Origin of the sequence: Agriterribacter humi, from assembly GCF_009192765.1 — a bacterium.
In the GTDB taxonomy this organism is placed as follows: domain Bacteria; phylum Bacteroidota; class Bacteroidia; order Chitinophagales; family Chitinophagaceae; genus Agriterribacter; species Agriterribacter humi.
The window spans coordinates 230,314-254,635 of sequence record NZ_VOHQ01000006.1 but is presented as its reverse complement, the minus strand read 5'-3'; the positions used below and the strand labels follow the sequence as shown (position 1 = coordinate 254,635).

The 24,322-nt window shown below is 42.2% G+C and carries 26 protein-coding genes; 10 read left to right on the top strand and 16 right to left on the bottom strand.

Annotated features, from left to right (window positions below; translation table 11 throughout):
• Positions 1-53: 53 nt before the first annotated feature.
• Complete coding sequence (locus tag FRX45_RS12670; protein WP_152268800.1) at positions 54-1,319, bottom strand: neutral/alkaline non-lysosomal ceramidase N-terminal domain-containing protein; 1,266 nt, start codon at positions 1,317-1,319, stop codon at positions 54-56.
• A gap of 100 nt (positions 1,320-1,419) precedes the next feature.
• On the opposite strand from FRX45_RS12670, the gene FRX45_RS12665 reads away from it, so the two are divergent.
• Positions 1,420-2,547: an AI-2E family transporter gene (locus FRX45_RS12665; protein ID WP_152268799.1), complete on the top strand. Its 1,128-nt coding sequence runs from the start codon at positions 1,420-1,422 to the stop codon at positions 2,545-2,547.
• A gap of 335 nt (positions 2,548-2,882) precedes the next feature.
• Here FRX45_RS12665 and FRX45_RS12660 read toward each other — a convergent pair whose 3' ends face one another.
• Positions 2,883-4,844, bottom strand: coding sequence for an acetoacetate--CoA ligase (locus FRX45_RS12660; protein WP_152268798.1), 1,962 nt, complete (start codon positions 4,842-4,844; stop codon positions 2,883-2,885).
• Positions 4,845-5,143: 299 nt separating this feature from the next.
• On the opposite strand from FRX45_RS12660, the gene FRX45_RS12655 reads away from it, so the two are divergent.
• Together FRX45_RS12655 and FRX45_RS12650 are read left to right on the top strand one after the other, a co-directional pair.
• Positions 5,144-5,548: a hypothetical protein gene (locus FRX45_RS12655; RefSeq protein ID WP_152268797.1), complete on the top strand. Its 405-nt coding sequence runs from the start codon at positions 5,144-5,146 to the stop codon at positions 5,546-5,548.
• A 46-nt stretch (positions 5,549-5,594) separates the two neighbouring features.
• Positions 5,595-5,867 carry a SelT/SelW/SelH family protein gene (locus FRX45_RS12650; protein ID WP_152268796.1) on the top strand — a complete coding sequence of 91 codons (273 nt, stop codon included), beginning with the start codon at positions 5,595-5,597 and terminating at the stop codon, positions 5,865-5,867.
• 35 nt (positions 5,868-5,902) lie between these two features.
• On the opposite strand, the gene FRX45_RS12645 is transcribed toward FRX45_RS12650, so the two are convergent.
• The 14 genes from FRX45_RS12645 to FRX45_RS12580 form a co-directional block, all read right to left on the bottom strand.
• The gene (locus tag FRX45_RS12645) at positions 5,903-6,277 is read right to left on the bottom strand and encodes a 3-hydroxyacyl-ACP dehydratase (protein WP_152268795.1); all 375 of its coding nucleotides are present in this window, start codon (positions 6,275-6,277) and stop codon (positions 5,903-5,905) included.
• On the bottom strand, positions 6,261-6,887 hold the full coding sequence (locus FRX45_RS12640; RefSeq protein ID WP_152268794.1) for a hypothetical protein: 627 nt from the start codon (positions 6,885-6,887) through the stop codon (positions 6,261-6,263). The genes FRX45_RS12645 and FRX45_RS12640 overlap by 17 nt, the downstream gene beginning before the upstream one ends.
• Positions 6,865-7,500 carry a LolA family protein gene (locus FRX45_RS12635; RefSeq protein WP_152268793.1) on the bottom strand — a complete coding sequence of 212 codons (636 nt, stop codon included), beginning with the start codon at positions 7,498-7,500 and terminating at the stop codon, positions 6,865-6,867. Before FRX45_RS12635 ends, FRX45_RS12640 begins: the two co-directional genes overlap by 23 nt.
• Entirely contained in the window at positions 7,493-8,266 is a 774-nt protein-coding gene (locus FRX45_RS12630) for a polysaccharide deacetylase family protein (protein WP_152268792.1), read from the bottom strand. The genes FRX45_RS12635 and FRX45_RS12630 overlap by 8 nt, the downstream gene beginning before the upstream one ends.
• The gene (locus FRX45_RS12625; protein WP_152268791.1) at positions 8,260-9,309 is read right to left on the bottom strand and encodes a beta-ketoacyl synthase chain length factor; all 1,050 of its coding nucleotides are present in this window, start codon (positions 9,307-9,309) and stop codon (positions 8,260-8,262) included. Before FRX45_RS12625 ends, FRX45_RS12630 begins: the two co-directional genes overlap by 7 nt.
• Complete coding sequence (locus FRX45_RS12620) at positions 9,309-10,508, bottom strand: beta-ketoacyl-[acyl-carrier-protein] synthase family protein (RefSeq protein ID WP_152268790.1); 1,200 nt, start codon at positions 10,506-10,508, stop codon at positions 9,309-9,311. Before FRX45_RS12620 ends, FRX45_RS12625 begins: the two co-directional genes overlap by 1 nt.
• Positions 10,509-10,647: 139 nt before the next feature.
• Positions 10,648-10,911: a phosphopantetheine-binding protein gene (locus FRX45_RS12615; RefSeq protein ID WP_152268789.1), complete on the bottom strand. Its 264-nt coding sequence runs from the start codon at positions 10,909-10,911 to the stop codon at positions 10,648-10,650.
• A complete protein-coding gene (locus FRX45_RS12610) occupies positions 10,892-11,536 on the bottom strand; it encodes a hypothetical protein (protein ID WP_152268788.1) in 645 nt (214 codons plus the stop codon). Before FRX45_RS12610 ends, FRX45_RS12615 begins: the two co-directional genes overlap by 20 nt.
• Positions 11,537-11,676: 140 nt before the next feature.
• A complete protein-coding gene (locus tag FRX45_RS12605; protein WP_152268787.1) occupies positions 11,677-12,921 on the bottom strand; it encodes an NAD(P)/FAD-dependent oxidoreductase in 1,245 nt (414 codons plus the stop codon).
• Positions 12,922-13,195: 274 nt separating this feature from the next.
• Complete coding sequence (locus FRX45_RS12600) at positions 13,196-14,266, bottom strand: methyltransferase (protein WP_152268786.1); 1,071 nt, start codon at positions 14,264-14,266, stop codon at positions 13,196-13,198.
• A 38-nt stretch (positions 14,267-14,304) separates the two neighbouring features.
• A complete protein-coding gene (locus FRX45_RS12595; RefSeq protein ID WP_152268785.1) occupies positions 14,305-15,447 on the bottom strand; it encodes a beta-ketoacyl-[acyl-carrier-protein] synthase family protein in 1,143 nt (380 codons plus the stop codon).
• A gap of 120 nt (positions 15,448-15,567) precedes the next feature.
• Positions 15,568-15,993, bottom strand: coding sequence for an acyl-CoA thioesterase (locus tag FRX45_RS12590; RefSeq protein WP_152268784.1), 426 nt, complete (start codon positions 15,991-15,993; stop codon positions 15,568-15,570).
• A 42-nt stretch (positions 15,994-16,035) separates the two neighbouring features.
• Positions 16,036-16,683, bottom strand: a complete 648-nt coding sequence (locus FRX45_RS12585; protein WP_152268783.1) for a hypothetical protein — start codon at positions 16,681-16,683, stop codon at positions 16,036-16,038.
• On the bottom strand, positions 16,680-17,108 hold the full coding sequence (locus FRX45_RS12580) for a 3-hydroxyacyl-ACP dehydratase (RefSeq protein WP_152268782.1): 429 nt from the start codon (positions 17,106-17,108) through the stop codon (positions 16,680-16,682). The genes FRX45_RS12585 and FRX45_RS12580 overlap by 4 nt, the downstream gene beginning before the upstream one ends.
• Positions 17,109-17,279: 171 nt before the next feature.
• Here FRX45_RS12580 and FRX45_RS12575 point away from each other — a divergent pair, with 171 nt between their 5' ends.
• The 7 genes from FRX45_RS12575 to FRX45_RS12545 all read left to right on the top strand — a co-directional run bounded on the left by FRX45_RS12575 (position 17,280) and on the right by FRX45_RS12545 (position 24,225).
• Positions 17,280-17,894, top strand: coding sequence for a TetR/AcrR family transcriptional regulator (locus FRX45_RS12575; RefSeq protein ID WP_152268781.1), 615 nt, complete (start codon positions 17,280-17,282; stop codon positions 17,892-17,894).
• Positions 17,895-17,942: 48 nt separating this feature from the next.
• Entirely contained in the window at positions 17,943-19,223 is a 1,281-nt protein-coding gene (locus FRX45_RS12570; RefSeq protein WP_152268780.1) for a TolC family protein, read from the top strand.
• A gap of 17 nt (positions 19,224-19,240) precedes the next feature.
• Positions 19,241-20,179 (top strand): HlyD family secretion protein, encoded by a 939-nt coding sequence (locus tag FRX45_RS12565; RefSeq protein ID WP_152268779.1) that lies wholly within the window; start codon positions 19,241-19,243, stop codon positions 20,177-20,179.
• Positions 20,180-20,284: 105 nt separating this feature from the next.
• Positions 20,285-21,229 carry an ABC transporter ATP-binding protein gene (locus tag FRX45_RS12560; protein ID WP_152268778.1) on the top strand — a complete coding sequence of 315 codons (945 nt, stop codon included), beginning with the start codon at positions 20,285-20,287 and terminating at the stop codon, positions 21,227-21,229.
• A gap of 9 nt (positions 21,230-21,238) precedes the next feature.
• Positions 21,239-21,982 carry an ABC transporter ATP-binding protein gene (locus tag FRX45_RS12555; protein WP_152268777.1) on the top strand — a complete coding sequence of 248 codons (744 nt, stop codon included), beginning with the start codon at positions 21,239-21,241 and terminating at the stop codon, positions 21,980-21,982.
• 18 nt (positions 21,983-22,000) lie between these two features.
• Entirely contained in the window at positions 22,001-23,107 is a 1,107-nt protein-coding gene (locus FRX45_RS12550) for an ABC transporter permease (protein ID WP_152268776.1), read from the top strand.
• Positions 23,104-24,225 carry an ABC transporter permease gene (locus FRX45_RS12545; protein ID WP_152268775.1) on the top strand — a complete coding sequence of 374 codons (1,122 nt, stop codon included), beginning with the start codon at positions 23,104-23,106 and terminating at the stop codon, positions 24,223-24,225. The genes FRX45_RS12550 and FRX45_RS12545 overlap by 4 nt, the downstream gene beginning before the upstream one ends.
• The last annotated feature ends 97 nt before the right edge of the window (positions 24,226-24,322 follow it).

Below are 24,322 nucleotides of genomic sequence, written 5' to 3'. Positions count from 1 at the left end.
GTGAGGTGTGAATAGTGAGTGGCTACTGCATTCACCTTACCACTGTTTGCTGACTACCTGCCATCGTTCTTCTCTGCGAGATCAGCCAGCACCTGCATCATTGCAGCCCCGGCTTTTTTGCCTGGCGACATGCTGGTAAGATAAGGAGCAGCATGCAGCTTTGTGCCCGGATCAAAAAAATCGGGTTTCAGAATATAGCCTAATTCGTCCTGCCCCAGTCCCAGAACAAATTTTGGTCCTTTATTCTTCATTAATTTTTTGGTTGCAAAAGAATATAACGGAGAGGTTTCTCCCGGATGCGTGGCAAATACTGCGCTGCCAATACTAAACCACGCCACTTCTGTTGGAGTGCCTTCGCTAATATCTCTCCGGATAATTCCGGTATCGGCCATTTGCTTCAACGCTTTATTGTTTACAGGCATTTCAAATCGGCTGGAAGAAAATGATACCTCGTTCCCTTCAAGCATTTTTGATCGTTTCAATGCACTGCTAACCACTGCGGCAAGCGCTTTTCCTTTTTGCTCTGCTTCTTCAAATGTACGGGCTACTTTTTCAGGCTGCACCCATCCTCCTATCGCTCCCTGCATATACAGGTTTATCCCGCCCAGCTTAGCATTCATCTGCTTATAAAACCCAGAAGGAAAATCCGCACTCACCAATGTATTTTCTCTTCCCAAAAAAGTAGGGTGACAGGCAAAGTTGGTAAGCGTAGCAATATTTTTTCCACCCGGAGTGGTAAATTGCACAACCCCAACTGAACGGTCTATCTCAAGGCTGTCTGAAACATTTTCAACCCAACCTTCTCCAAATGCGCTATCTGCATACTTTGCCACAACCGCCCGTTTGCGCTTCCATGCCTTTACAATCACGGCTGTAGCGGTATTGATTAAAAACTGCATATAGCTGCTGTCGGTTCCGGTGTGCAGCATATCCTGTCCCCAAATACCGATTACGTCCGGACCCGAATGGGTGTGGGTAGAAGAAATAATAATATGCCCTGCATTGAATACATTGGCAGGCAGTTTTAATTCTACCGCGTCTCTTATTTGCTGCACAACCGGGTAGGGCAACCCAATGCAGTCTATGGTAACCAGGGCCAGTGCATTTTGCCGGTTGGCTACCACAACGGCTTTTACAAAAAGATTGTCGTGCACGCCGGTACTTTTCCTGTTCTGATCATATCCCGCGAGGTAAGTTCCGGCAGGCGGGTTTATAATGGCCTCAGCAGCACCCGCCAGTAAGTGCCCGGAGTCATTATGCTGAGCTGCAAGAACCGTGGTTGCAAAAAAGAAAACAATAAGATGCAATCCTTTTTTCATAACAGCAATCTTTATTTAAAAATAAGTAATTTGTTCTCTACCAAAATCACATTTTTAACTGGCATATTTTTTTATGTAACTTGGTAACAATATTCCCTGTATGAATCAATTGCCTTTAACAGTAAAACGTTCCATAGAACTTCTGGGGTTATGTTTGATCATAGCCCTTTTTTCTGTGGCGAATGCTATCATAATGCCTTTGCTGATGGCGTTTTTCATAAGCCTCATGCTGTTGCCCATGTTCCGGTTTCTGCGAAAAATAAAAATACCTGAGATCATTGCGATTGTGCTGGTTATTTTAGCTGCAGCATTAATCGTAATACTGATACTGGGCTTTTTGTCCCTGCAAATTGCATCATTAGTAAAAGATTTTCCCCAATTAGAGAAAAATCTTAACCAGCACTGGACAACTTTAAGCGACTGGGTTAACAGGAACCTTAACCTTTCTGCAGACCAGCAGATCAAAGTGCTGCAGGAACAGGGCACCAACCTGTTGAACAATGCGGGTTCGTACCTCAGCGGCGCCGCCTTATCGCTTACCGGGGTATTTGTATTTATGGGATTGCTTCCCATTTATATTTTTCTTATCCTGTTTTATAAAAACCTGCTGCTGCGTTTTATCTTCCTGTGGTTCAACAGGGATGATCATCCGCAGGTAGAATCCGCTTTACGCGAAACCGAAGTAATGGTTAAAAGCTACCTGATCGGGTTAATGATACAGGTAACCTATATGACGATACTGTTAGGGGGCATTTTGATGATCATAGGAATTAAGCATGCCATGCTGATTGCCATCATTTTCGCTGTGCTTAACCTTATTCCTTATGTAGGGGCTCTCATTGGAAATATTATCGGTGTGCTGCTCACGCTTACTTCATCCCCTGAACTATGGCATGTGTTTGCCGTGCTGATTGTTATTACGGTTGTTCAGTTTTTGGATAATAATATTCTTATGCCCCGCATTGTGGGATCCAAAATAAAAATCAATGCCCTGGTAAGTATCATTGGCGTTATAATAGGTGGCACCCTCGCCGGTGTTTCGGGCATGTTTTTATCGCTGCCTATGATTGCCATACTTAAAATTATTTTTGATCATACCACAGAATTCCGGCACTGGGGTATTTTGCTGGGTGATGAACGTCCCGGGCTCAGCCCCATGACCAACCCGGCGGTACGGCTCAGGAACAGGCATGTGCGGAAGCCCGATGCGGAAGACGAGGAAGAATAAGATATTTGAGATTTTAAATTTCAAATTTGAGATGAGGTCGTTTGGGATTTGAGAGCAGCATCATTTATGAGCCTATTGCTGGCCTTTGAATCTCTGGCATCTTCAAATAGGCACACCGTGGCGAAAGGAGGGTTGAAATTTATTTTTTGAATTTGGGTGTTTCTCCGGGTTTCGAATTTTGTGATTAACCTAAACACTGAACTGTTCCCGCGCAATAGCTTGCCACAAGGCAGGCACTTCAGGCATATAGGATACTCAGATGCAAAACTACCCGAATCAGGTTCATTTTTACAGATTGCCACCCTGTAACTTGTAACCTGCAACGGAACCTTGCACTATTTTTTCACCACAAATGTTTTAAAGAACTCCAGCGATTCAGGGTTTTTTACTGAACCGGCGTTCACTGATTGCTCTAATGGCTTACCCATTAATATCTTTTTAACGGGCATCTCCATTTTTTTACCACTGATGGTATAGGGAATATCATTAACCGCAATAATTTCATCGGGCACATGACGCGGAGAGTAGGTGCTGCGTAAGGTTCTTTTGATAGTATCTTTTATTTCCGCGGTTAAGCTGTGATTTTCTTTCATTACTACAAATAAGGGCATATAATCACCGCCGCCGGGCAATTCAATGTTAACAATAAGACTGTCTTTTACCTCCGGCACAGTATCTACCGCCCTGTATATTTCTGCTGTTCCAATGCGTACGCCCTGCCGGTTAAGTGTAGCATCCGATCTTCCGAGAATAACAACGCCGTTGCGTGGTGTTATTTTCACCCAGTCGCCATGCCGCCATATTCCGGGATAGGTTTCAAAGTAGCTGGAAAGATATTTTTCAAACTGCTTATCGTTCCAGAAAAATACAGGCATAGAAGGCATGGGCCTGGTAATCACCATTTCCCCTACCTCATCCGTTATACGGTTGCCATTTTCATCCAAAGCATACATTTCGCAACCTAAAGCCCTGCATTGGATTTCTCCTTCATATACCGGCAACAGGGAGCATCCACCCACAAATGCTGTGCAAACATCCGTTCCGCCACTCATGCTGCACAGCCACAAATCCTTCTTAATCTTTTCATACACATAATCAAATCCTTCCTGCGGAAGCGGCGAACCGGTGGAGCTCACAGAACGCAATGCGGAAAGATCGCCATACTCACCCGGAAGGATACCTGCTTTTTTACAGGCCATAATAAAGGGAGCGCTGGTGCCAAAATGATGTACCGGTATTTTTGTCGCCATACGCCACAATGCGCTGATATCCGGATAACCCGGACTTCCATCGTACAATACTATAGTGGCGCCCAAAAGCAGTGCAGCATGCAAATAATTCCACATCATCCAGCCGGTAGTGGTAAACCAGAAAAAATTTTCACCTGGCTGAACATCATTGTGAAAAGCCAGGTATTTAAAATGCTCAAGCAATACGCCGCCATGACTATGCGTAATTGCTTTTGGTATACCGGTTGTACCGGAGGAATATAATATCCATATGGGGTGACCAAAAGGAACCGCAGTAAATTGCAAAGCTGTATATGAGGTCTGCATTACTTCATCCCATAATACAGCTCCGGCCGTATTTCCTTCTTCAATGATACTACCGGTAAAGGGTATGCGTATTAATTTTTCGACCGAAGGAAGCGCCGCTTTAATGGCTTTTACATCTTTCATACGGTTGAAGGATTTGCCGTTATACACATACCCATCGGTAGCAATCAATATTCTGGGTTCAATTTGCCGAAAACGTTCCATTACGCTTGCAGAACCAAAATCGGGTGAACAACTGCTCCATACCGCGCCAACGCTCATAGCGGCCAATAGCGATACGGTAGCTTCAGGAATATTGGGTAAATAGCCGGCAATCCTGTCGCCCGGTTGTATGCCCTGCTGTATAAAAAAACTTTGTAATGCTGCTACCCTTTGTTTCAACGCTTCCCAACTGATGGCGGCAAGCGGCTGGCGTTCGGATTGAAATAAGATGGCCGGGTGCTTGTCCGTTGCATTACGGAAAATATGCTCTGCATAATTCAATGTACTTCCTTCAAACCATTTTGTATAGGGCATAGGATCATTGCTCATTACACTGCTGTATGAAGAATGATGGATGCCCTTGAAATAATCCGAAATGCTCTTCCAGAATTCAGCGGGATGTTCAACAGACCATTTCCATAAAGCATCATAATCTTTACATTCCAAATTCAAATTATCTTTTAGCCATTGCATATATTTTGCAAGATTGGAATTGCGCTTAAATTGTTCAGAAGGTTGCCATAATATAGGTGGGGTCATAGTGCACTAAGGTAAAATAATTACTGCCAATATTCCTTCCTTCGTTATAACGACAATACAAAACCAGGGTGGCAGGCAATGGGTTTTTTGTCCGGCATTAGCAAAAAAGCTCAATCCCACTACCACTGCTTGTCATTCTGATCCCGCCTCAAAGCGGGAGAAGAATCTGTATTCGCTTCGGTCAGCAGGAAGCGCCATTCTATTTGTTACATAAAAGCAAAGATTCAGTAAAATACCGCTCGCAACTGTACTTTTGTAGCTGTTTATACGTCATAACAATGTATAAAATTGGATGAAATTTGAAAAAAGCATTACTCATACCCGTTTTACTGCTATTATTTACTACACTGTTTGCACAAAAAGTTGACAGCATATATTTTAATCTGTATACAGACAGCCTGAAAAAAGGGACATACAATTATATTAATGTAATTGGAAAACTTTCCAATGGTAATTTCCGCCCTATGGACAGCACCCAGCTCATTTTTACCTCCTCCTACGGAAAATTTTATGGTAACAGCTTATGGTTACCTTTTGAACCCACAGTTGAAAAGGTAGATATCACCGTAAAAGCAAGGCAAATCCCTTCGCAAATCCTGTATCGTACTATCTATATAAAAAAGAAAGCAGACGATGAAAAATTAAAAACAGTGGATGAAATAATGGCGGAGCCTCCAAAGCGGGTAAAAAGGAGAAAGAATTAATAGCGCCGTTTTCTTTTTATATTTTTACAGCACAATACAAGGTTCAATGAAAGATGTTATTACCATCGAATACTGCCCACAGTGTGGATGGCTGTTGCGGGCGGCTTATATGGCGCAGGAATTGCTCACTACTTTTACCGGAGATGTGAAAGGGATAATGCTTCAGCCCTCGGATACTGCCGGCCGTTATACCATCAGCATCAATAATAAAATTATTTTCGACAGAAAAACCGAAGGGCGTTTCCCGGAAATTAAGGAATTGAAACAGTTAATAAGAGATGTGGTTAACCCTGCCAAAGACCTGGGGCATTCTGGCTGATGGATTGGTGGTTGGTTGGTTAGTTGATTGGTTCTTTAGTCCGTTATTACAAAAACAGCTTTTAATTTCAGGCAAATCCTTTCTTCACAACTCAGGGAAGCAACTACATGCAGTTCATCATTTTCCCTTTCGCTGAATTTAACAGATGCCTGAACCGGCTTAGCTTCGACCGGATTAATGACGGAAAGAAATTTTATATGATCAGACTGCTTTAACATCAAAGTTTTTCCGGTAACGGTTTCCAGTATTTCTTTTATCATTTGCACCATACACACGCCCGGCACTACAGGCTGCCCGGGAAAATGCCCTTCAAATATCGGGTGTGCCGGGTTCAGTTCCAGTGAGGCCTCAGCAATTTCATTATCCACTGTTAAGGAAGTGATAGTATAAAAATCATCTTTCAGTATCATCCTGTAAACGTTTTAATCCAATATCAAAACTAAAATTGTGATGTTTTATGCCAATTGTATCGGGCATGCCATCGCTGCCTTTGTGCATGATGGCTTCCAATATTCTTTTTTTTCTGCTTCCCCTTTCCATACGCAACAGGTTGCTGCAGGCACTGTCGGTAATGTAATAATAAAAATCCTGACCATCCGGAAATACATGGTAGTAATCCTCATTGCTTTTTAGTGTATAGGACCCCGGCGCATTAAGGTGTTGCATTAACACCAGCTCAAAATCTTTACGAAGGGTTTTGATCACAGGCTTTTTGTTCATCTGGCTGAAGATATAATGCACCTTAAATTCATTTTTGTAAAATTCAAAATCGAAGAATTTAAAGCCGGCTTCACTGGAAAAAACCATTCTTATACTGCTGTCGGGCATGGTTTTGATAATGAGCAAACCGCTCAGGTGTTTACCGGTTACATTTACCTGGGTATTGTATAAAGCCCGTGTAAAAACCGGTTTGAAAGCTTCAACACAAACCGCATCAGCTTCCGTGCGTTGTAATTTTTTGTAGGAAGAAGAACAGGCGGCGCAGATCAGCCAGCAACTAACGTATAGCAAACAACGCATCGGCAAGCTGGGTGTTAAACTGGCGGTTCACAAAATGAATGGTGGTATTATCGCCCGATGGCTCATGCATTTCAATACGGGATACAGCATAATCCTTCTTTTCAATAATCATATTGATGTTACTGAATAAAGTCTTTAGATTTTTATTAACCGGCGAAAGCTCCGCCATAAAAGTAGTTTTATCTTCAAATATCTTTACTTTAAAATCGCTGCTTTGTAAGGCCTTTCCATTTACACAATCTATCATTATTTTATTGATCTGCTGGAACAGCTTATTGGATTTGGTAGATATTTTGTTTTCTTTCTGACTATCCTTAATATATACATTGCTTCCATTAATGATCATCAGGTATTGAAAAGGCTGCGTGTATTCCATACGTACGGCATTTTCTTTTTTGAACCAGAACTTTCCTTTCGATACAATTTTTTCCGCCAGCAGGCTCAGGGTCTTTTCCTGCACAAAATCGCTTTTAATGGTATTCGTTTTTTGTGATGCAGCGGCAAATTGTGTTTGAAAAGAAGAAGCATCCCGCAGCAAGGTATACCCCGGGTATTGTGCTTTCGCAGCTATTGCGGTTATCCACAGCATTCCAATTAAAACAAGCTTACGCATAGGGCTCCAAATTAAGCAATTTGTCTAACCGGACAATTTCATAGCCGCTTTGCTTTACCTCCTGTAAGAATGCAGAAAGCATGTCTACCGTAGCTTTGCTGGTATCATGAAACAATACAATGGCTCCCGGTTTTAACGATCCGGTAACTTTTGACAATAATTTTTGTGCATCTTTTGCTACCGTATCCATAGACCGGACACTCCAACCGATAGGAATGAAATTATTTTTTTCGATGGCTTTTTTAAGATTGGGATTGGTAACACCATAAGGTGGACGGAATAAGCGGGGCTTAACGCCCGTAACCTTTAGCATAGTTTCATTCATCATCTGCAGATCCAAATTCATTTTTTGCGCTGAAAAAAGATCAAACCACAGATCATGCGAATAACTGTGGTTGCCGATAAGATGTCCTTCATCATATACCTGCTTTAACAAGGCCTCGTTTTCCTTAATTCGTTTACCGATGCAAAAAAAGGCAGCTTCCACCTGGTGCGCTTTTAATATCTGCAGCACCTGTGGCGTATATAAAGGCATAGGACCATCATCAAAACTAATTGCGATTTGCCTGCGTGTTGTATTGGCCGCGGAAATCGTTTTCAGGTAAAAATTAGACCTTACGTTATAACTGCCGTAAAAAAGAAAGGATAAGTACGCCACCAGCAGTATAATAAAAGTATATGCAGGAATACTGTAGAAGAAATGATAGCCGATCATTCCGATCAGCAAGGTGATAAAAACAATATTAATGGTATTAAAGTTCAGCATACAGACAGCAGGTATAAAGCGTGATGCGTATTTTGGTAATGATTGTATATTAATATACGCCCGGGGCGTTTATTATCACTGCTAACCGAAGTACAGGAAGGAACCACTCCTGTTTTTATAATATTGGCAGCCAGCCACAATGCAAAGGAAGCCGCTGTAGGATATTCACCGCACAAATGCTTGAACCGGGCACAGGCTTTGCCTTTGAAAGTCGTTTGTGCAAGTTGCTTATATATCCCATCTTCATTTACATTGCCATTTTGACCGGTTATAACGAGGTCAACATCATTCACACCAATACCATGGGCCGATAAAAAAGACTGAATATTTTTTTCGATTTCTGCAATATCCCCGGGTTTATAAAAAGTATATAATCCGTTTAACTGCGCATAGTCTTTCCCGGAAGGTTCTGCAGACAATAAAAAAAAGGCCGCTCCTTCTCCCGCTATCGTTCCTTTTGCAGCCCCATCGTATAACGCCCTATTGGAAGAAATATCTTTTTTATACAATCCAAACCGGCTGAGCAGCCTGAAGCTGGTATCGGTAAGCTCATCTATTCCTCCCACCAAAACAGTTAACGCATGCTGCTCCTGTAATAAAGTGATGGCATCTAATAATGCGCTTTCAAAGGAAAATCCCCTGTGCACAAACGTATTATTATAGTTATGGCATTTGAGCAACAGAGCAATTTGCGCCCCAACAGTATTGTGGGTTGATTGTATAAAAGCCGTAGGCGTAAGCAATTCTTCCCTGTTCTCCACCATTTTCGAAAGAAAAACTTCCGTATCGGCAAGACAGCCATAAGCCGTTCCGGTAATAATTGCGCCGGGCATTTCCGTTGCAGATGTTTTTAAACAGTCCATTGCGGCAGCGACACCCATTTTTATAATCCGGCTCATTCGCCTGATCATTTTAGGGTCAATGATCTGGCCATAATCAGGTTCTATACAATTCAACCTGTTCCCGGCATACACAGCAGGTTCAGTTAATAAAGCACTGAAAGAAGGTTGGGGTGATATGCCTGCCGTAGCCTGTATAAACATTATGCTTTTGAAAATATAAGTGATGAACAATTACCTCCAAAACCAAAAGAATTAGAAAGTACGTGGCGAATGGCTGCTCCTTTTTTAAAGTGCGTTTCCGGAATAAAAGGCAATGCTTTCATGGGTGTTTCCAAACGCAGGTTAGGATAAATCAGTCCATGTTGTATAGCCAGCGTTGAAAATACAGCTTCAATTCCGCCACTGGCGCCCAATGTATGCCCCGTAAAGGATTTGGTAGAACTCATGGGCGGATAATGTCCTTCAAACAACATTTTAATTGCTGTGCCCTCCGCTATATCATTGTTTTGTGTGCCGGTGCCATGCAGGTTGATATAATCAATTTGCCCGGACTGTAACCCGCTTTGCTGCAACGCGCCTTTCATAGCCAGGTATGAACCTGTGCCATCGGGGGAGGATGCCGTTTGATGATACGCATCATTGGCATTGCAATACCCGCTTAATACACAAACAGGATCATTTTTTAACGAAGCGGCAACCTGCTCTGAGACAAGCACTGTGTAACCGGCGCCTTCTCCCAGGTTCAATCCCCTCCTGTTCTCGTCAAAAGGCTGACAGTAATGATGGTCTACAATCATTAAAGTATTAAACCCGTTGAGTGTAAATTTGGTAAGTGCATCTGTTCCGCCGGCAATCACCACATCAAGCATATTTTGCCTGATGAGTCTTGCACCAAAAAATATAGCGTTGGCAGATGAAGAACAGGCGGTACTGATGGTAGATATATAATTTTTTACACCCAGTATGTCGGCCACCAGCTCGGTGGCTGCACCGCATTCGTGATGAATAATATTACGCAACCTGCCTTTGCCCGGATCTCCTGAAAAATCAACAAAAAAATCTTCGGTCTTATCCATGCCACCCACGGTATTGGCAGAAATGAAACCCGTACGTAGCTTACTAAAGTTTTCTATAGCAGCATGCTGAAGCGCTTCTTTTGCAGCAATAGCCGAAAGGAGTGCTGTGCGGCTGATATGCGCAGGCATGCCAGCCAGTTCTGCCAGTTCAGCGTTACTCATTTTCACCTCTGCTACGGGAAGCTTATGACGATGCACCGAATGGAGATACTGCATTTCACCCATCCCGGCGGCTCCATTTTCAAGTGCAGCCAGATTTTCGGCTATATTATTACCGATAGCCGAAATTACACCAGCGCCTGCAATGAAAACGGGGGTACTCATTATTTCAGATTTGAAAACTGCCTGCCCTGCCTACCGGACAGGAAGGCGATAGACAGGTGTGAGATTTTAGATTTTGGACGGATGCCTGCTTCCCGGTAATACAAAGTATAAATATTCAAATCAACCATGTACGGTACCACTATACTGTTTTAGGCTGATGTTCTGTAATATATTGCGCCATGGTTCTAACGGAACGGAATACATGCTGACCTTCTTCCGCGCTGGCAAGTTTTATCTTATATTCCTGCTGCAACAATACAATCAATTCCAGGGCATCAATAGAATCCAGCCCCAGTCCCTCCACAAAAAGCGGCTGGTCGTCACCGATATCTTCCGGTTTCAAATCTTTCAGGTTCAGTTGCGCTATGATCTGTTGCTTCAGATCAGCCATTAATTTCTCCATTAGCTATCTCGTAAATTTGATGAATATGATCAATATTAAATGGTAAAGATCCTTTAGCCGGACGCTTTTCTGTCAGGTAAACCACGGCTTTATATTCCCCGCCCAAACATTCTACCCAACCGCTAATGCATGCATTAATCCGGTTACGGTCCAACAGATCCTGCACATAAAACTGCATAAAGCCGGTATCAAACCTGTCACTCACAAAAAAAGCGTTCTCTCCCTTACAATGGTGCCTGATGCTGATTTCACCAATCACAATATTAGGCAAAGTATATACAAATTGGGCAGGACTGGGTATGTTTTTAACGGTTTGGAAATAATTAAGGTCGGCATCCAGACTGGAATTGGCATTGCTCAATACGATACCAACTGTTTCGGGACTGTATTCTTCTGCAATCCGCCTTTCTTTCAGCAGTAATTCCACCGCTAAAAACCCGAGTTTACACAGATTATCCATTTTATAAAATTTGGGATAATCCACATTAAAATATTTATATGCAGAAAGGAGGAAATCGGTTGTATCACTGCCTGTTTCATCGCTCAAAAGCAGTATACCGTTTTTGTATACCTTTTTTTGGGTAATGCAGCAATGAGCGGTAATGTATGTTTGGGTATCTGACAAAATATTAATATTGTTTTATGTGTGCATGCTGCTGGTTCTGCTGTCAGCCATCAGCTATCAGCCGTCAGCCAGCAAGACAACTACTCACCATTCACCTCTCTCTCGCCTTTCACCTCTCTCATCTCTCCTCTCTCCTTTCACTACCCCTTCAGGCTATCTCTCATGGTTATTATCCGCGCCAGCTTGTGCAGGGCAGTGGTATGATCTTTTACATAGGGATTGGTAGTATCCCACACATAACCAGCCAATACGGAACATATCTGGCTTTTAATAAGCGGATCCTGATCATCGGCAAAGAAAATAGTATCCAGTGTGCCTTCGTACCATGCCATTACATAAGAGCGAAAAGTATTTACGCCCTGCATCATAATATCCATGTATTCTTTATCCCAGTCTACATCCTCTCCTTTCAGTTTACGAATCACCAGTTTTGCCGCAATCTGGCTGGAAACGGTAGCCAGCGTAACGCCCGAAGAAAATACCGGATCTAAAAATTCCGTCACATTTCCCGTAAGTACAAATCCATTGCCATAAAACCTGTCGGTGGTGGATGACCACGACTGCAATGTTCTCGGTTCAAACACCAGTTCAACATCTTTAAACCGCTCACTTAAATATGGTTCTGTAGCGATCATTGCCCGGATTTTTTCTTCCGGTGAGCCTTCAAACCCATCAAAGAACTCAGGAAATCCTACAAACCCCAAAGAAGTAATGCCATTGGCAAATGGGATGATCCATATCCATACCGCTTTTTTGTGCACTACAATAGTGATGCGGTTAGGCTCATCGGACATGGCGCGTTTGGTATCTACCGTATGCGCAAACAGTGCTTTTCTTGCGGGCAGGTTAGAGGGTTTTTCCATATTGAACATACGCGGTATCACCCGTCCGTAACCACTGCCGTCTATAATAAAGCGGGCTTCTATATATTGTTTATTGCCATTGGCATCTTCAATAGTGGTGACAGATTTTCCGTCATCATTAAAAGCAATATGGGTTACCGTAGTTTCATACTGAACAGGTACGCCCATTTCTTCAACGGTTCGGGCAAGCGTATGATCAAAGTCGGCACGCTGCACCTGCCAGGTTCTTTTCCATCCTTTGGTAAACTGATCGGCAAACTGGTAATCGCATATTTTTCCATTTTTTACAAACTTGGCCCCATTTTTTTCCTGGAAACCTCTTTCCGCCACAGCGTCTAAGAACTTCGCTTCCTCCAGGGCTTCCATACAGCGGGGTAAAAGGCTTTCGCCGATTACGAAGCGCGGAAATTTCATTTTTTCAACAATGCGTACTTTATACCCGGCCTGGTGAACAATGGAGGCGGCAACTGTTCCCGAAGGTCCGGCGCCAATAACCAGTACATCTGTTTTTTCTGTTTGCATAATATATTATAAATAAGAACCAAAAAACAAATAACAAAAACCAAATAAAATACAAAATTAAAATCCAAACGCGATCAGCGATTAGCAGTCAGCCGTCAGTACCAGTTAACTTTTGTTACCCACGGTCTGACGCTCCTTCGTTGCGTACCGACCACCTCATTTTCAAACTTCCAAATTTTCAAATTCCCAAATTAGCACATTCCACGATGTTGCGGTCTGACGCTCCTTCGTTGCGTACCGACCACCACATTTTCAAATTTCCACATTTTCAAATTCACTTCTTCTTCCTGCATTTCAGCAGGCTATGGCTTAAACCTATGCCATCGGTTTGTTCCACAATTTCAAAGCCTGCATCGTATATACATTGCTTAAAAACCCTTGAATCGTACATCTGGCTGTTGCCATTGGCCAATGCAGTGAAATAGATAGATGTTTGCAGGAGGCAAAAAGCCGCTGTTTCAAATCGCTGTGTATCCCAAAATGCTTCCAGAATCAGTACATAGCCATCATCACCTATTGCCATGGCGCAGCGCTTTAAGATAGAAACGATTTCGGCTTCAGAAAAGCAATCTAAAAACTGGCTCATCCATATCGCGTCAAACCCTTTCGGAAAAGGCTGGCTTTCATCCAAAATATTCGTTGGATAAAAAGATACCCGGTTGGTAAGTCCAAGTTCTTCCATTCTTTTTTTGGCCATATTTAGCTGTCCGGGCAAATCCATAATGGTAATATGTATATCCGGCGCATGCTTAGCGGAGGCAATGGCCCATTTGCCTGTGTTTCCCCCTATGTCTAATATATTTTTAATGCCGTCTTTATATACATGTTTTATTACTGCCGGGAAAGCCGTATCCGAAAAAAAATGATCGAAAGCGAACCAGCTTTTCTGCACATGTGCGGGCAATTGTGAAAGCCCTTCATAAATGGTAGGCCAATCGCCGAATTCTTTAAGTCCTTCGGGCTTTCCATTTTGAATGCTCTTATCCAGGTCAAATAACCCTTTGTAGCACACATCGTGCACAAAATCCATGTTTACTTTTGTAAGCGGATCATGCAAAATAAAATAACCCGTGCGGGTTAAAGTATACTTACCATTGTTTTCCAAAACCAATCCTATTCCCAATGATGATTCCAGCAACACTCTTACTCCATAATGAGGCAATTGTACGCGGGTTTCAATTTCTTCAATGGTTATTCCGGTTGATGCACTTTCTTCTATGATGCTTAATATACCGGTATCCCTCATTACTTTGGCTACCTGGAATACCACAGGTCCAAATGCGATGAATTGCGCCAGCCCTTTCGCCTCCAAAGCTGTTTTGCTATCCTTTTTAAAAAATTCCATGTAATAAAATGTACTGGGTTATGGTTTATAGTTAAAAATCAAATTGCTTTCCGTAATACTATCGCTGCATTACAACCTCCGAATCCCGATGCGGTTTTCAGGCAATTGTTGTATACGCCCGTTTGCAACGCATTGCTTACCACTAAGGGCTGTGTTGTGCCCGGATCTTTAAATCCCGGGGTGGGCAAAATTATATTTTCTTTTAATGAATGCACGCAGGCCACGGTTTCTATTAAACCGGCAGCACCCAGAGTATGGCCGTAATATCCCTTCAGGCTATTAACAGGAACCTGTTGTAATCCCGAGAGGTTTATGGCTTTAGATTCCATTTCATCATTATACACCGTAGCTGTTCCATGCGCCGAAATAAAATCAATTTCATTTTTAGAAATACCGGCTTCCTGAACAGCGGCTTCAATAGCCTGGTGTAATTCTTCTCCGGTACGGGAGGGACCGGAAATATGATTGGCATCGTTACTGATAGCTCCACCTGAAAGCTGTATACTTTCTTTGGCATCGGGCTTTTCTACCGAAAGAATAATGGTAGCCGCGGCCTCGCCCAATGTAATACCATTTCGTTTGGCATCAAAGGGCCTGCAGGGTTCATCGCTGACAGCGTGAAAAGACTGGAAGCCGGATAATACAAATTGTGTAATGATGTCGGCGCCGGCTATTACCGCATGATCGCAGCGGCCGGATTGTAATAAGCGCATACCTGTAATAAGCGCAACCAGGCCCGAAATGCAGGCATGCGATACGACCACAGGATGAGATTTGAAACGGAAATAACCGGCTATTGCTTTTGCCGAGCTATGTAAAGCAACGCGCTTTTTTACAGACTCATTTATTGCTCCTGATTCAATAAGACTGATATTTCCTTTGGTAGAAGAAATGATCAATGCGGTTTTTGCACTGGTAATATCCGTACCGGAAAGCGATAAAGCATCCTGTATGGAAGCGATAAGCAATTGCTCAAATTTAGTGTAGGCATCCGGGTTATTGACAGATCCCGTAAAATTCACATCTTCATTAAACAAAGAAGCATAAAAGGGTTCCGGAGCAATTGCTGTATGATGCAATTGTATGCCAGAAATGCCTTTTTTCAGCAGAGCAAAATTTTCATTTGCTGTTAGTGCTATGGGTGATACAATATTATCGGAAATAACAAAAACCGGTTTCATCCGTACATGTTTATTTTTTACATTTTTGCCGGATGCCTGTCCCGCACGGCGGGAGAACGCCTTTTATACATTCTCCTATGCGAAAAAAAATTACACGGCGTTTCATTGGCTTGTTAAAAATTAGAGCGGCACATGTTTCTTTTTCCACGCTTCAAAAAAGGGAGGATTGGTTAACTGCAGAACTGATGTTTCCCTGCTCAGAAAAACCTGAACCGAAGTTCCCGTAGCTACCAGTTGATTAGTGGCTGAATTGAACAACCTGTATTCAAACCTGAGTTTTGCAGCTTCGCAGGGTTTGTAAATCGTTTCTACTATAACCTTTTCCCCGTATTTTAGCGATCGTTTAAAGTCGCATTGAATACTCACTATAGGTATAATAACGCCCTGCCTGTAAAAATCAAGATACCCAATGCCATATTCATTGCCAAAAGCCTCCCTTCCGTCTTCAAAATATCGTATATAATGCCCATGCCATACTATACCCAAAGGATCAGCTTCATTAAACCGCACATTAATCTCAATTTTCCCGGATAAAGTTTTCTCCATTATTTGTTTTTTCCGTAACCATGATCTATTCCGCTCTGAACCTCAGCCTGCATTGGCTTTCCACTCTTTATATTTTGATTTTTTTATGTCATCCAGCACTTCGTATACCGTTTTTGCCCAATAATTCCTGAAACCAAATCCGGCTGCTTTGGCTGTCATCCGTTCTGTAAGCAAAACCTTACCTGAAGCAATATCTATGAAAGTAACATACATAGAAGCCTGGGCCGAAGCTTTGTTCATGCTTTCCATAATGAACATCAGGCCAATACCCTTTTTACCTGCAAACTTATATCCCTTAACAATAGATTCGATGGTTGCTTTGGTAAACCTTACTTCATCAGCACTATTAGACTCAATAATTTTTTCAGCGTCTATTTTAGCATTCTTTGCATTAACAAAACTAATATCATTTGTTACATTGGACTTTGAAAGCGCTTTCTGAAAATCGTATTTTTTAGGTTCATTTACAATTACCTGGTTAATAGCAGCGAACTGCCGGTCTCTTATATCCATGGCGTTGGCGGCAATGTCGTTAAACACTTTGGCCCGGGTGAAATCAACCCCCAGGTAAGTAAGCGGAACCTCGGAAGAGTTAAAAAAATCTTTTAATGTCTGAGCAGAAAGGGGTTGCGTTCCTGCAAGCAGGAATACTATGGCAAGCAGCCATTTTAATGAAAGCACCTGTTTCATATTATTGCAGATTTATTGGTTGACTGAATAAAGATTTTCATTTCGCATTGCGCCAACACGGCTCCCCTGCAACTTACCTTGCCCGCAATCATGGTAACATCAAATACCTGGTTTTTAATAACAATTTCAGTTTCCAACTCATCACCTACCCCCGGTAAAGCCATAATGTGCAGGTTTTGCACCGCACCTATAAAACCCACCGGAACAGGTTCGTTTTTTTCGCTGCAAATATAGCCTATTCTGGCAGCAGCAGTTTGAGCAATATTTTCTACCAGGGCTGGCTCTGTAAGTTGCCCGTTCACCCAAAAAATATTATCGCTTTTCACCTTAAACTTCGTTACGGCGGTATCGTCGCTGGCAACTACCAGTTCATCAATCATTACAAAAGGCTGACGCTGGGGGATATATGCCAATATATCTTTCATTACAACAATAAATTTACCTGCCCGGAAAATAATGCGCTCTGTTGTGCAAAGTATGTATTTAAAGCTTATTGTCAAAAAACCGGCGGCGGTAATATGATTTTAATCATTTGATTAAAATATTTGTTTAAATCAAAAAAATGTTTTTTAGCTTTGCAGAACAATAACAAAAAAATGCCCGGAAAAATAAAAGCAAGCAGCGATCTGTCTACGGAAGAAAAAATAAAAGAAGCAGCACGGAAGGTTTTTACGCAAAAGGGGTATGCCGCCACCCGCACAAGGGATATAGCAGAAGCGGCAGGTATTAACCTGGCACTGCTGAATTACTATTTCAGAAGCAAGCAAAAACTTTTTGAAATAGTAATGACAGAAAAAATGCAGAAATATTTTGGCGTACTGGCGCCCGTTTTGAACGATGCATCAACCTCCTTAGAAACCAAAGTGGAAAGCATTGCTTCAAAATATATTGACCTGATCATAGAAAACCCGGAGCTGCCATTATTTGTGCTAAGCGAACTGAGAAACAACCCGGAGCATTTTATAAAACTTACAGAAAAAGCCGATTTTCTGAATCAATCTGTATTTATACAACAGATAGAAAAGAAGCGGCCCGATATTCATCCCTTCCATTTTTTTGTGAGCCTCATGGGACTATGCCTGTTTCCTTTTTTGATGAAGCCTGTACTCCAGAAAATGGCCAATATGAAAGATAAAGCATTTGTGGATATGATGCTGGAACGAAAGGAACTGATTCCTGTTTGGCTTAAAGCGATATTAAAATCAAAATAATTTATTTCATACAATTTGATCAGGTGATTAAAACAAATGACTTAAGCTATGATTATTACATTGAATAAGGCTATAGGCGTTTTGTTTTTGCTGACGCCATTAACACACCTCCATGCGCAAACGAAACAACTTACCATTGACTCCTGTTACAGCATGGCAAAAGAAAATTACCCGCTCATTAAAAAGCAGGATTTAATTGCCAAAAGCAGCCAGTATTCACTTGAAAATGCTTCAAAATTTTATCTTCCCCAGCTTACCGTAAATGGCCAGGCTACCTACCAATCGCAAACCATCAGCTTTTCGGATGCCCTGCCTTCCATACCCGGTATCTCTTTTCCCACCATTGATAAAGACCAGTATAAAATACAGGCAGAGCTGAGCCAGTCTATATATGATGGCGGTGTTACCAAACATCAAAAAGCATTGATCCGGGCCAATGAACAAATTCAGCAACAAAGCCTGGAAGTGAATTTAAACACGCTGAAAGACCGCGTTACCCAGATCTATTTTTCCGTGCTGCTGATGAACGAACAATTAAAACAAAATGAAATCAGGAAAACCGATTTGCAGGGTGCGCTGAATAAAGCCAATGCCGCGTTTATAAACGGAACAGGCTTCAGAAGCAATGTGGATGAACTAAAAGCCGCGATTATTAATATAGATATGACAGCTATAACGTTCAGGGCCAACCGCAACGCCTTTATGGATATGCTGGCATTGCTCATTGGCCGGCCTGTTGATGAAAGCACCATATTGGTTTTACCTGAACCATTGCCCGTTACGCCCGGAATCAGCAGGCCGGAATTGAAATACTTCGATCTGCAGAAAAAAAGTTTTGATATACAGGAACAACAATTGAGATCGGCATACACACCCAAACTCAGCGCTTTTGTACAGGGGGCATATGGCCGTCCTACGTTAAACATTATTGAAAATAAGTTTGGTCCGTGGTGGATTGCCGGGATCCGTTTAAACTGGTCGGCGGGAAGTTTATATTCCTTAAAGAACAACAGGCATCTTTTAGAAATCAACCGGCAAAACGTAGATACTGACAAAGAAACCTTTCTTTTCAATACCCGCCTTACACTTAGTCAGCAAAATGCAGATATCAAAAAATACAGCGATCTCCTTGAGCAGGATAATGCCGTTGCTGAGCTTCTTACCGCTGTGGTACAATCGGCAAAGGCACAATTGGATAATGGTGTGATAACCGTACATGAATATATTGCCAAGCTAAATGAAGAAAACCTGGCGAAACAGGCCCGCATTGTTCACAACATTCAATTATTACAGGCCCAATACAATTTTAAAAACACTTCAGGCAACTGAGTGCAAAATTATTATTTATGAGATACAACAGTATAGCAGTATTTGCAGTATGGATGGTATTCGCCTCCTGCAACGGTAATAAAGTAAACTATGATGCGTCGGGTAATTTTGAAGCGGATGAAGTAATTGTATCAGCACAACAAAACGGCCAACTGCTTTCATTTTCTGTACACGAAGGAGATCAGTTAAAGGAAGGCGCCATAGTGGGACAGATTGATATGACTGTTCAGCAGCTTCAGAAAGAACAAACAGAAGCCTCCATATCTTCACTCAAACAAAAAACAAGTTCTGCCAGCAACCAGGTAAATGTTGTTAAAAAACAACTATCGGCCCAGCAAACACAATTGGATAACCTGTTCCGGGAAAGGGAAAGATCACAAAACCTGGTGAAAGCCGATGCCGCCCCCCGCAAGCAATTAGATGATATGAATGCACAGATTGACCAACTGCAAAAACAGATGGCAGTAACGCGGGAACAGATCAACCTGTATCAATCCAACACCGCCATTCAAAACAGGAGCATACTCAGTGAAAAAGCACCACTTGAGAAAGCCGCACAGCAATTGCAGGCACAAATCAACAAAGGACAGGTGGTTAATCCCATCACTGGCATAGTGCTTACCAATTATGCACTGAAAGGAGAAATGGCTGTATTGGGAAAGCCGCTATATAAAATTGCAAACACCGATACCTTGTTTTTAAGAGCCTATATAACCGGCGGGCAACTCCCACTCATAAAAACAGGACAACAGGTGCAGGTGCGGATTGACCAGGGTGAAAAAAAATATAAAACCTATGCAGGAACGATTCAATGGATCTCGGACAAATCGGAATTTACGCCTAAAACCATACAAACGAAAGATGAAAGAGCCAACCTGGTATATGCCATAAAAGTAAGCGTAAAAAACGATGGTTACCTGAAGATTGGCATGTATGGCGAAGTGCTTTTTAATTGACAATAACAATTTGATATATCACCAGATTGTTGCTGGGACAAGCTTTTGAATGGCTATTGAACATCGTTGTGTCACTCCCTTGTACTGCAAAACCGGATGAAACAAATGAAATCTGTAACACTTCAAAATATTACTAAAACGTACGATAAAGGCAAAGTGCTTGCTGTGGATGATGTGTCGCTTACTATAGATAAGGGTGAATTGTTTGGCCTCATTGGACCCGATGGTGCCGGCAAGACTTCAATCTTCCGCATACTGACAACGGTATTACTTGCTGATAAAGGAACCGCAACAGTTGATGGTTTTGATACAGTAAAAGATTACCAGGCCATCCGCAACAGGATTGGCTATATGCCCGGCAAATTTTCGTTATACCAGGATTTAACAGTAAAAGAAAACCTGAGCTTTTTCGCCACCCTGTTCGGCACCAGCATTGAGAAAAACTATGATCTCATTAAGGATATTTACGAACAGATCAAACCCTTTAACAATCGCAGGGCAGGTAAACTTTCGGGCGGCATGAAGCAAAAGCTGGCCTTATGCTGTGCTTTAATTCACAAGCCGGAAGTATTGTTCCTGGATGAACCTACTACAGGAGTGGATGTAGTGTCGAGAAGGGAGTTTTGGGAAATGCTTAAAAAACTAAAACAGCAGGGCATCACCATTTTGGTTTCCACACCTTATATGGACGAAGCGGTTTTATGCGAAAGAATAGCGTTGATACAGAACGGCAGGATCATGTCGGTAGATACACCACAACATATTATTGCAGCCTACCCGGTAAAGTTATTCGCGATGAGGGCAAACAATATTTATAAACTATTAAGCGACCTGAGAAAAAATGAACAGGTAGAAAGCAGCTATCCCTTTGGCGAATACCTGCATGTTACGTTAAAAAATGGCAATGAAAAGGATACAGGTGAATTGAGAAGCTGGGCAGAAAAACAGGGACACACCCATATTGAGGTGAAGGATATTGAACCCACTATTGAAGATAGTTTTATAAGGTTAATGAATGAAAAGAAGGAAATGGCACTTCCGCACTCATAATTATTTAGCATGGAAGAAAAAGTAATTATTTGTAAAGAGCTCACCAAAAAGTTTGGCGATTTTATTGCGGTAGATAAAATCAGCTTTGAAGTGAACAAAGGCGAAATATTTGGATTTCTGGGCGCCAACGGTGCAGGTAAAACTACCGCCATGCGCATGCTTTGCGGTCTTTCCTTCCCCAGTTCCGGCGAAGCATCGGTTGCAGGTTTTAATGTGTACAGGCAGCAGCAGTATATAAAAAGGAATATTGGCTATATGAGCCAGAAGTTCTCATTGTATGAAGACCTTACTATTTTGGAAAACATACGTTTTTTTGGCGGCGTTTACGGCGTTCCCGCTAAAGAAATAAAACGGAGAAGCAATAGCCTGGTTGAAAAGCTCGGACTGCAATCAGAAGCAAAAAAGAAAGTTGGCGACCTGCCATTGGGCTGGAAGCAAAAACTGGCTTTTTCAGTAGCCATCTTTCACCAGCCTAAAATTGTGTTCTTAGATGAGCCTACAGGCGGGGTGGATCCTGTTACCCGCAGGCAGTTCTGGGATATGATTTATGAAGCAGCCGCATCCGGCATCACCATTTTTGTAACCACGCATTATATGGATGAAGCGGAATACTGCAACCGCATAACGGTAATGGTGGATGGAAAAATTGAAGCATTAGACACGCCTCAAAACCTGAAAAAACAATTCGCTGTAAAGAGTATAGACGATGTTTTTTACCAGTTGGCCCGTGGAGCAAAACGGTCGGCAGACTAAAACAAAAAACATTTTTGCATGAAACAATTATTGGTTTTCATAAGAAAAGAATTTTATCACGTGTTTCGCGACCGGCGAACCCTGCTGATCATGTTTGGTATACCCGTAGCGCAAATACTGCTGTTTGGCTTTGCGCTGACGAGCGAAGTAAAGAATGCAAAAATCATTATTTCGGATAATGCAAAGGATGCGAACGCGCAGCAGATCATTCATAAAATAAAAGCTTCTTCCTATTTCCTGGCAGAAGAAGCAACCGTAAATTATACTGATATAGAAAAAGTTTTTAGAAAAGGGGAGCTGAAATGTGCGGTTATTTTCCCGCCTCATTTTGGAAACGATTTGCTGCGCTCCGGAAAAGCGCAGATACAAATCATTGCCGATGGTTCTGATCCGAATACTGCTAAAACGCTCATCAACTATTTAACGGCTATTATTGCAGATTACCAGCATCAAATCAGTCCTGCAGCGGCTTTGCCCTATTCCATTGTTCCGGAAACAAGGTTACTGTATAACGAAAATGCAAACGGATCGCTGAATTTTGTACCCGGCGTACTTGCCCTTGTGCTGATGATCGTATGCACAGCGCTCACTTCCGTAGCCGTAGTGCGGGAAAAAGAATTGGGCACCATGGAAATATTGCTGGTATCGCCTTTTAAGCCCGTAATGGTATTAATTGCAAAAGCCATCCCGTTCCTGGCATTGTCTATCGCCAATTTTACCTTAATACTGCTGCTGTCGGTTTATGTATTGGATGTTCCTGTAAAAGGAAGCCTCTCACTATTGTATATAGAGAGCATACTTTTTATTATTACCTGTCTCTCTTTTGGATTGCTCATTTCCAACACAACCAATTCGCAGCAAACCGCACTGCTGCTTTCCATGATGGGACTGATGATGCCAACACTGATCTTTACCGGGTTCATGTTCCCCCTTGAGAATATGCCCTGGATATTTCAGGCCATTTCCAATATTATTCCTTCCCGCTGGTATTTTTTAATTGTGAAGGCTGTAATGCTGAAGGGACTCGGTTTTGAATATGTGTGGAAAGAAACACTGGTATTGGTTGCCATGACCGTGCTTCTTTTAATCATTGCACTCAAAAATTTTAAAAAGAGATTAGCATGAGGGTATTGCGGTACATACTTCAAAAAGAATTTCTGCAAATATTCAGAGACAAGAGTATTCTGGCCATGATGTTTGTGATGCCCACCATTCAGCTCATCATTATTCCTTTGGCCATGAATTTTGATGTAAAGGATATCAATATTGCTATTGTAGACAATGATCATAGCAGTCTTTCACAAAAGCTGGTAACAAAGGTTGGAGCATCGGGGTACTTCCGTTATATAAATGCCGGAACGTCTTATCAAAAAGCTTTGCCTTATATTGAAAACGGGGCGGCTGACATGATAATGGAAATCCCTGCCGGTTTTGAACGGAACCTGGTAAGAGAAGGCATACAAAAAATTGCCATCTCCGTGGATGGCATTAATGGCACCAAAGCGGCTTTGGGCGCAGGATACCTCAATTCGGTTATTGCGGATTTTAATAAAAATCTACAGCTCAATATAATAGCCATCACAAAACAACCAGCGGCGCAACCGGTTATTGATATTACCTTTTCCAACTGGTACAACCCATTGAGCGAATACAAATATTATATTGTTCCCGGCGTGCTGGTATTGCTCCTCACCCTTATTGGCGGTTTTATTTCGGCATTGAATATTGTAAAAGAAAAAGAAGCCGGCACCATTGAACAGATTAATGTAACACCAGTTAAGAAATGGGAGTTCATTGCAGGGAAAATGGTTCCGTTCTGGGTAATAGGGATGATCGTTTTTACTTTGGGGCTGATTGTAACATGGGCGGTGTATGGCATTTTTCCTGAAGGAAGTTTTGGGGTACTCTATTTGTTCGCGGCTGTTTACCTGGTGGCCCTTTTAGGGTTTGGATTACTGATATCCACCTACAGCGCCAACCAGTTGCAGGCCATGTTCATCGCCTTCTTTTTTATGATGATCTTTATGCTTATGAGCGGTTTATTTACTTCGGTTGAAAGTATGCCTGCATGGGCAGGAGCGATCGCTCATCTTACGCCTATTACCCATTTCATTAAAGTGGTGCGAATGATCGTATTGAAGGGAAGCGATCTCGGGGATATCAAAACAGAATTTTTTTACATGATATTATTTGCAGTAGTATTGAACGGCTGGGCCATATGGAATTATAAGAAGACTACCTAAACAGAGCAGTATTCGACACCAGCAATGTGTAGAATCATATTGCGGGGTATTTGCAAGTGGCACTGAAATAGGGGTGGTATGTGCTCAGGCTTGTGCG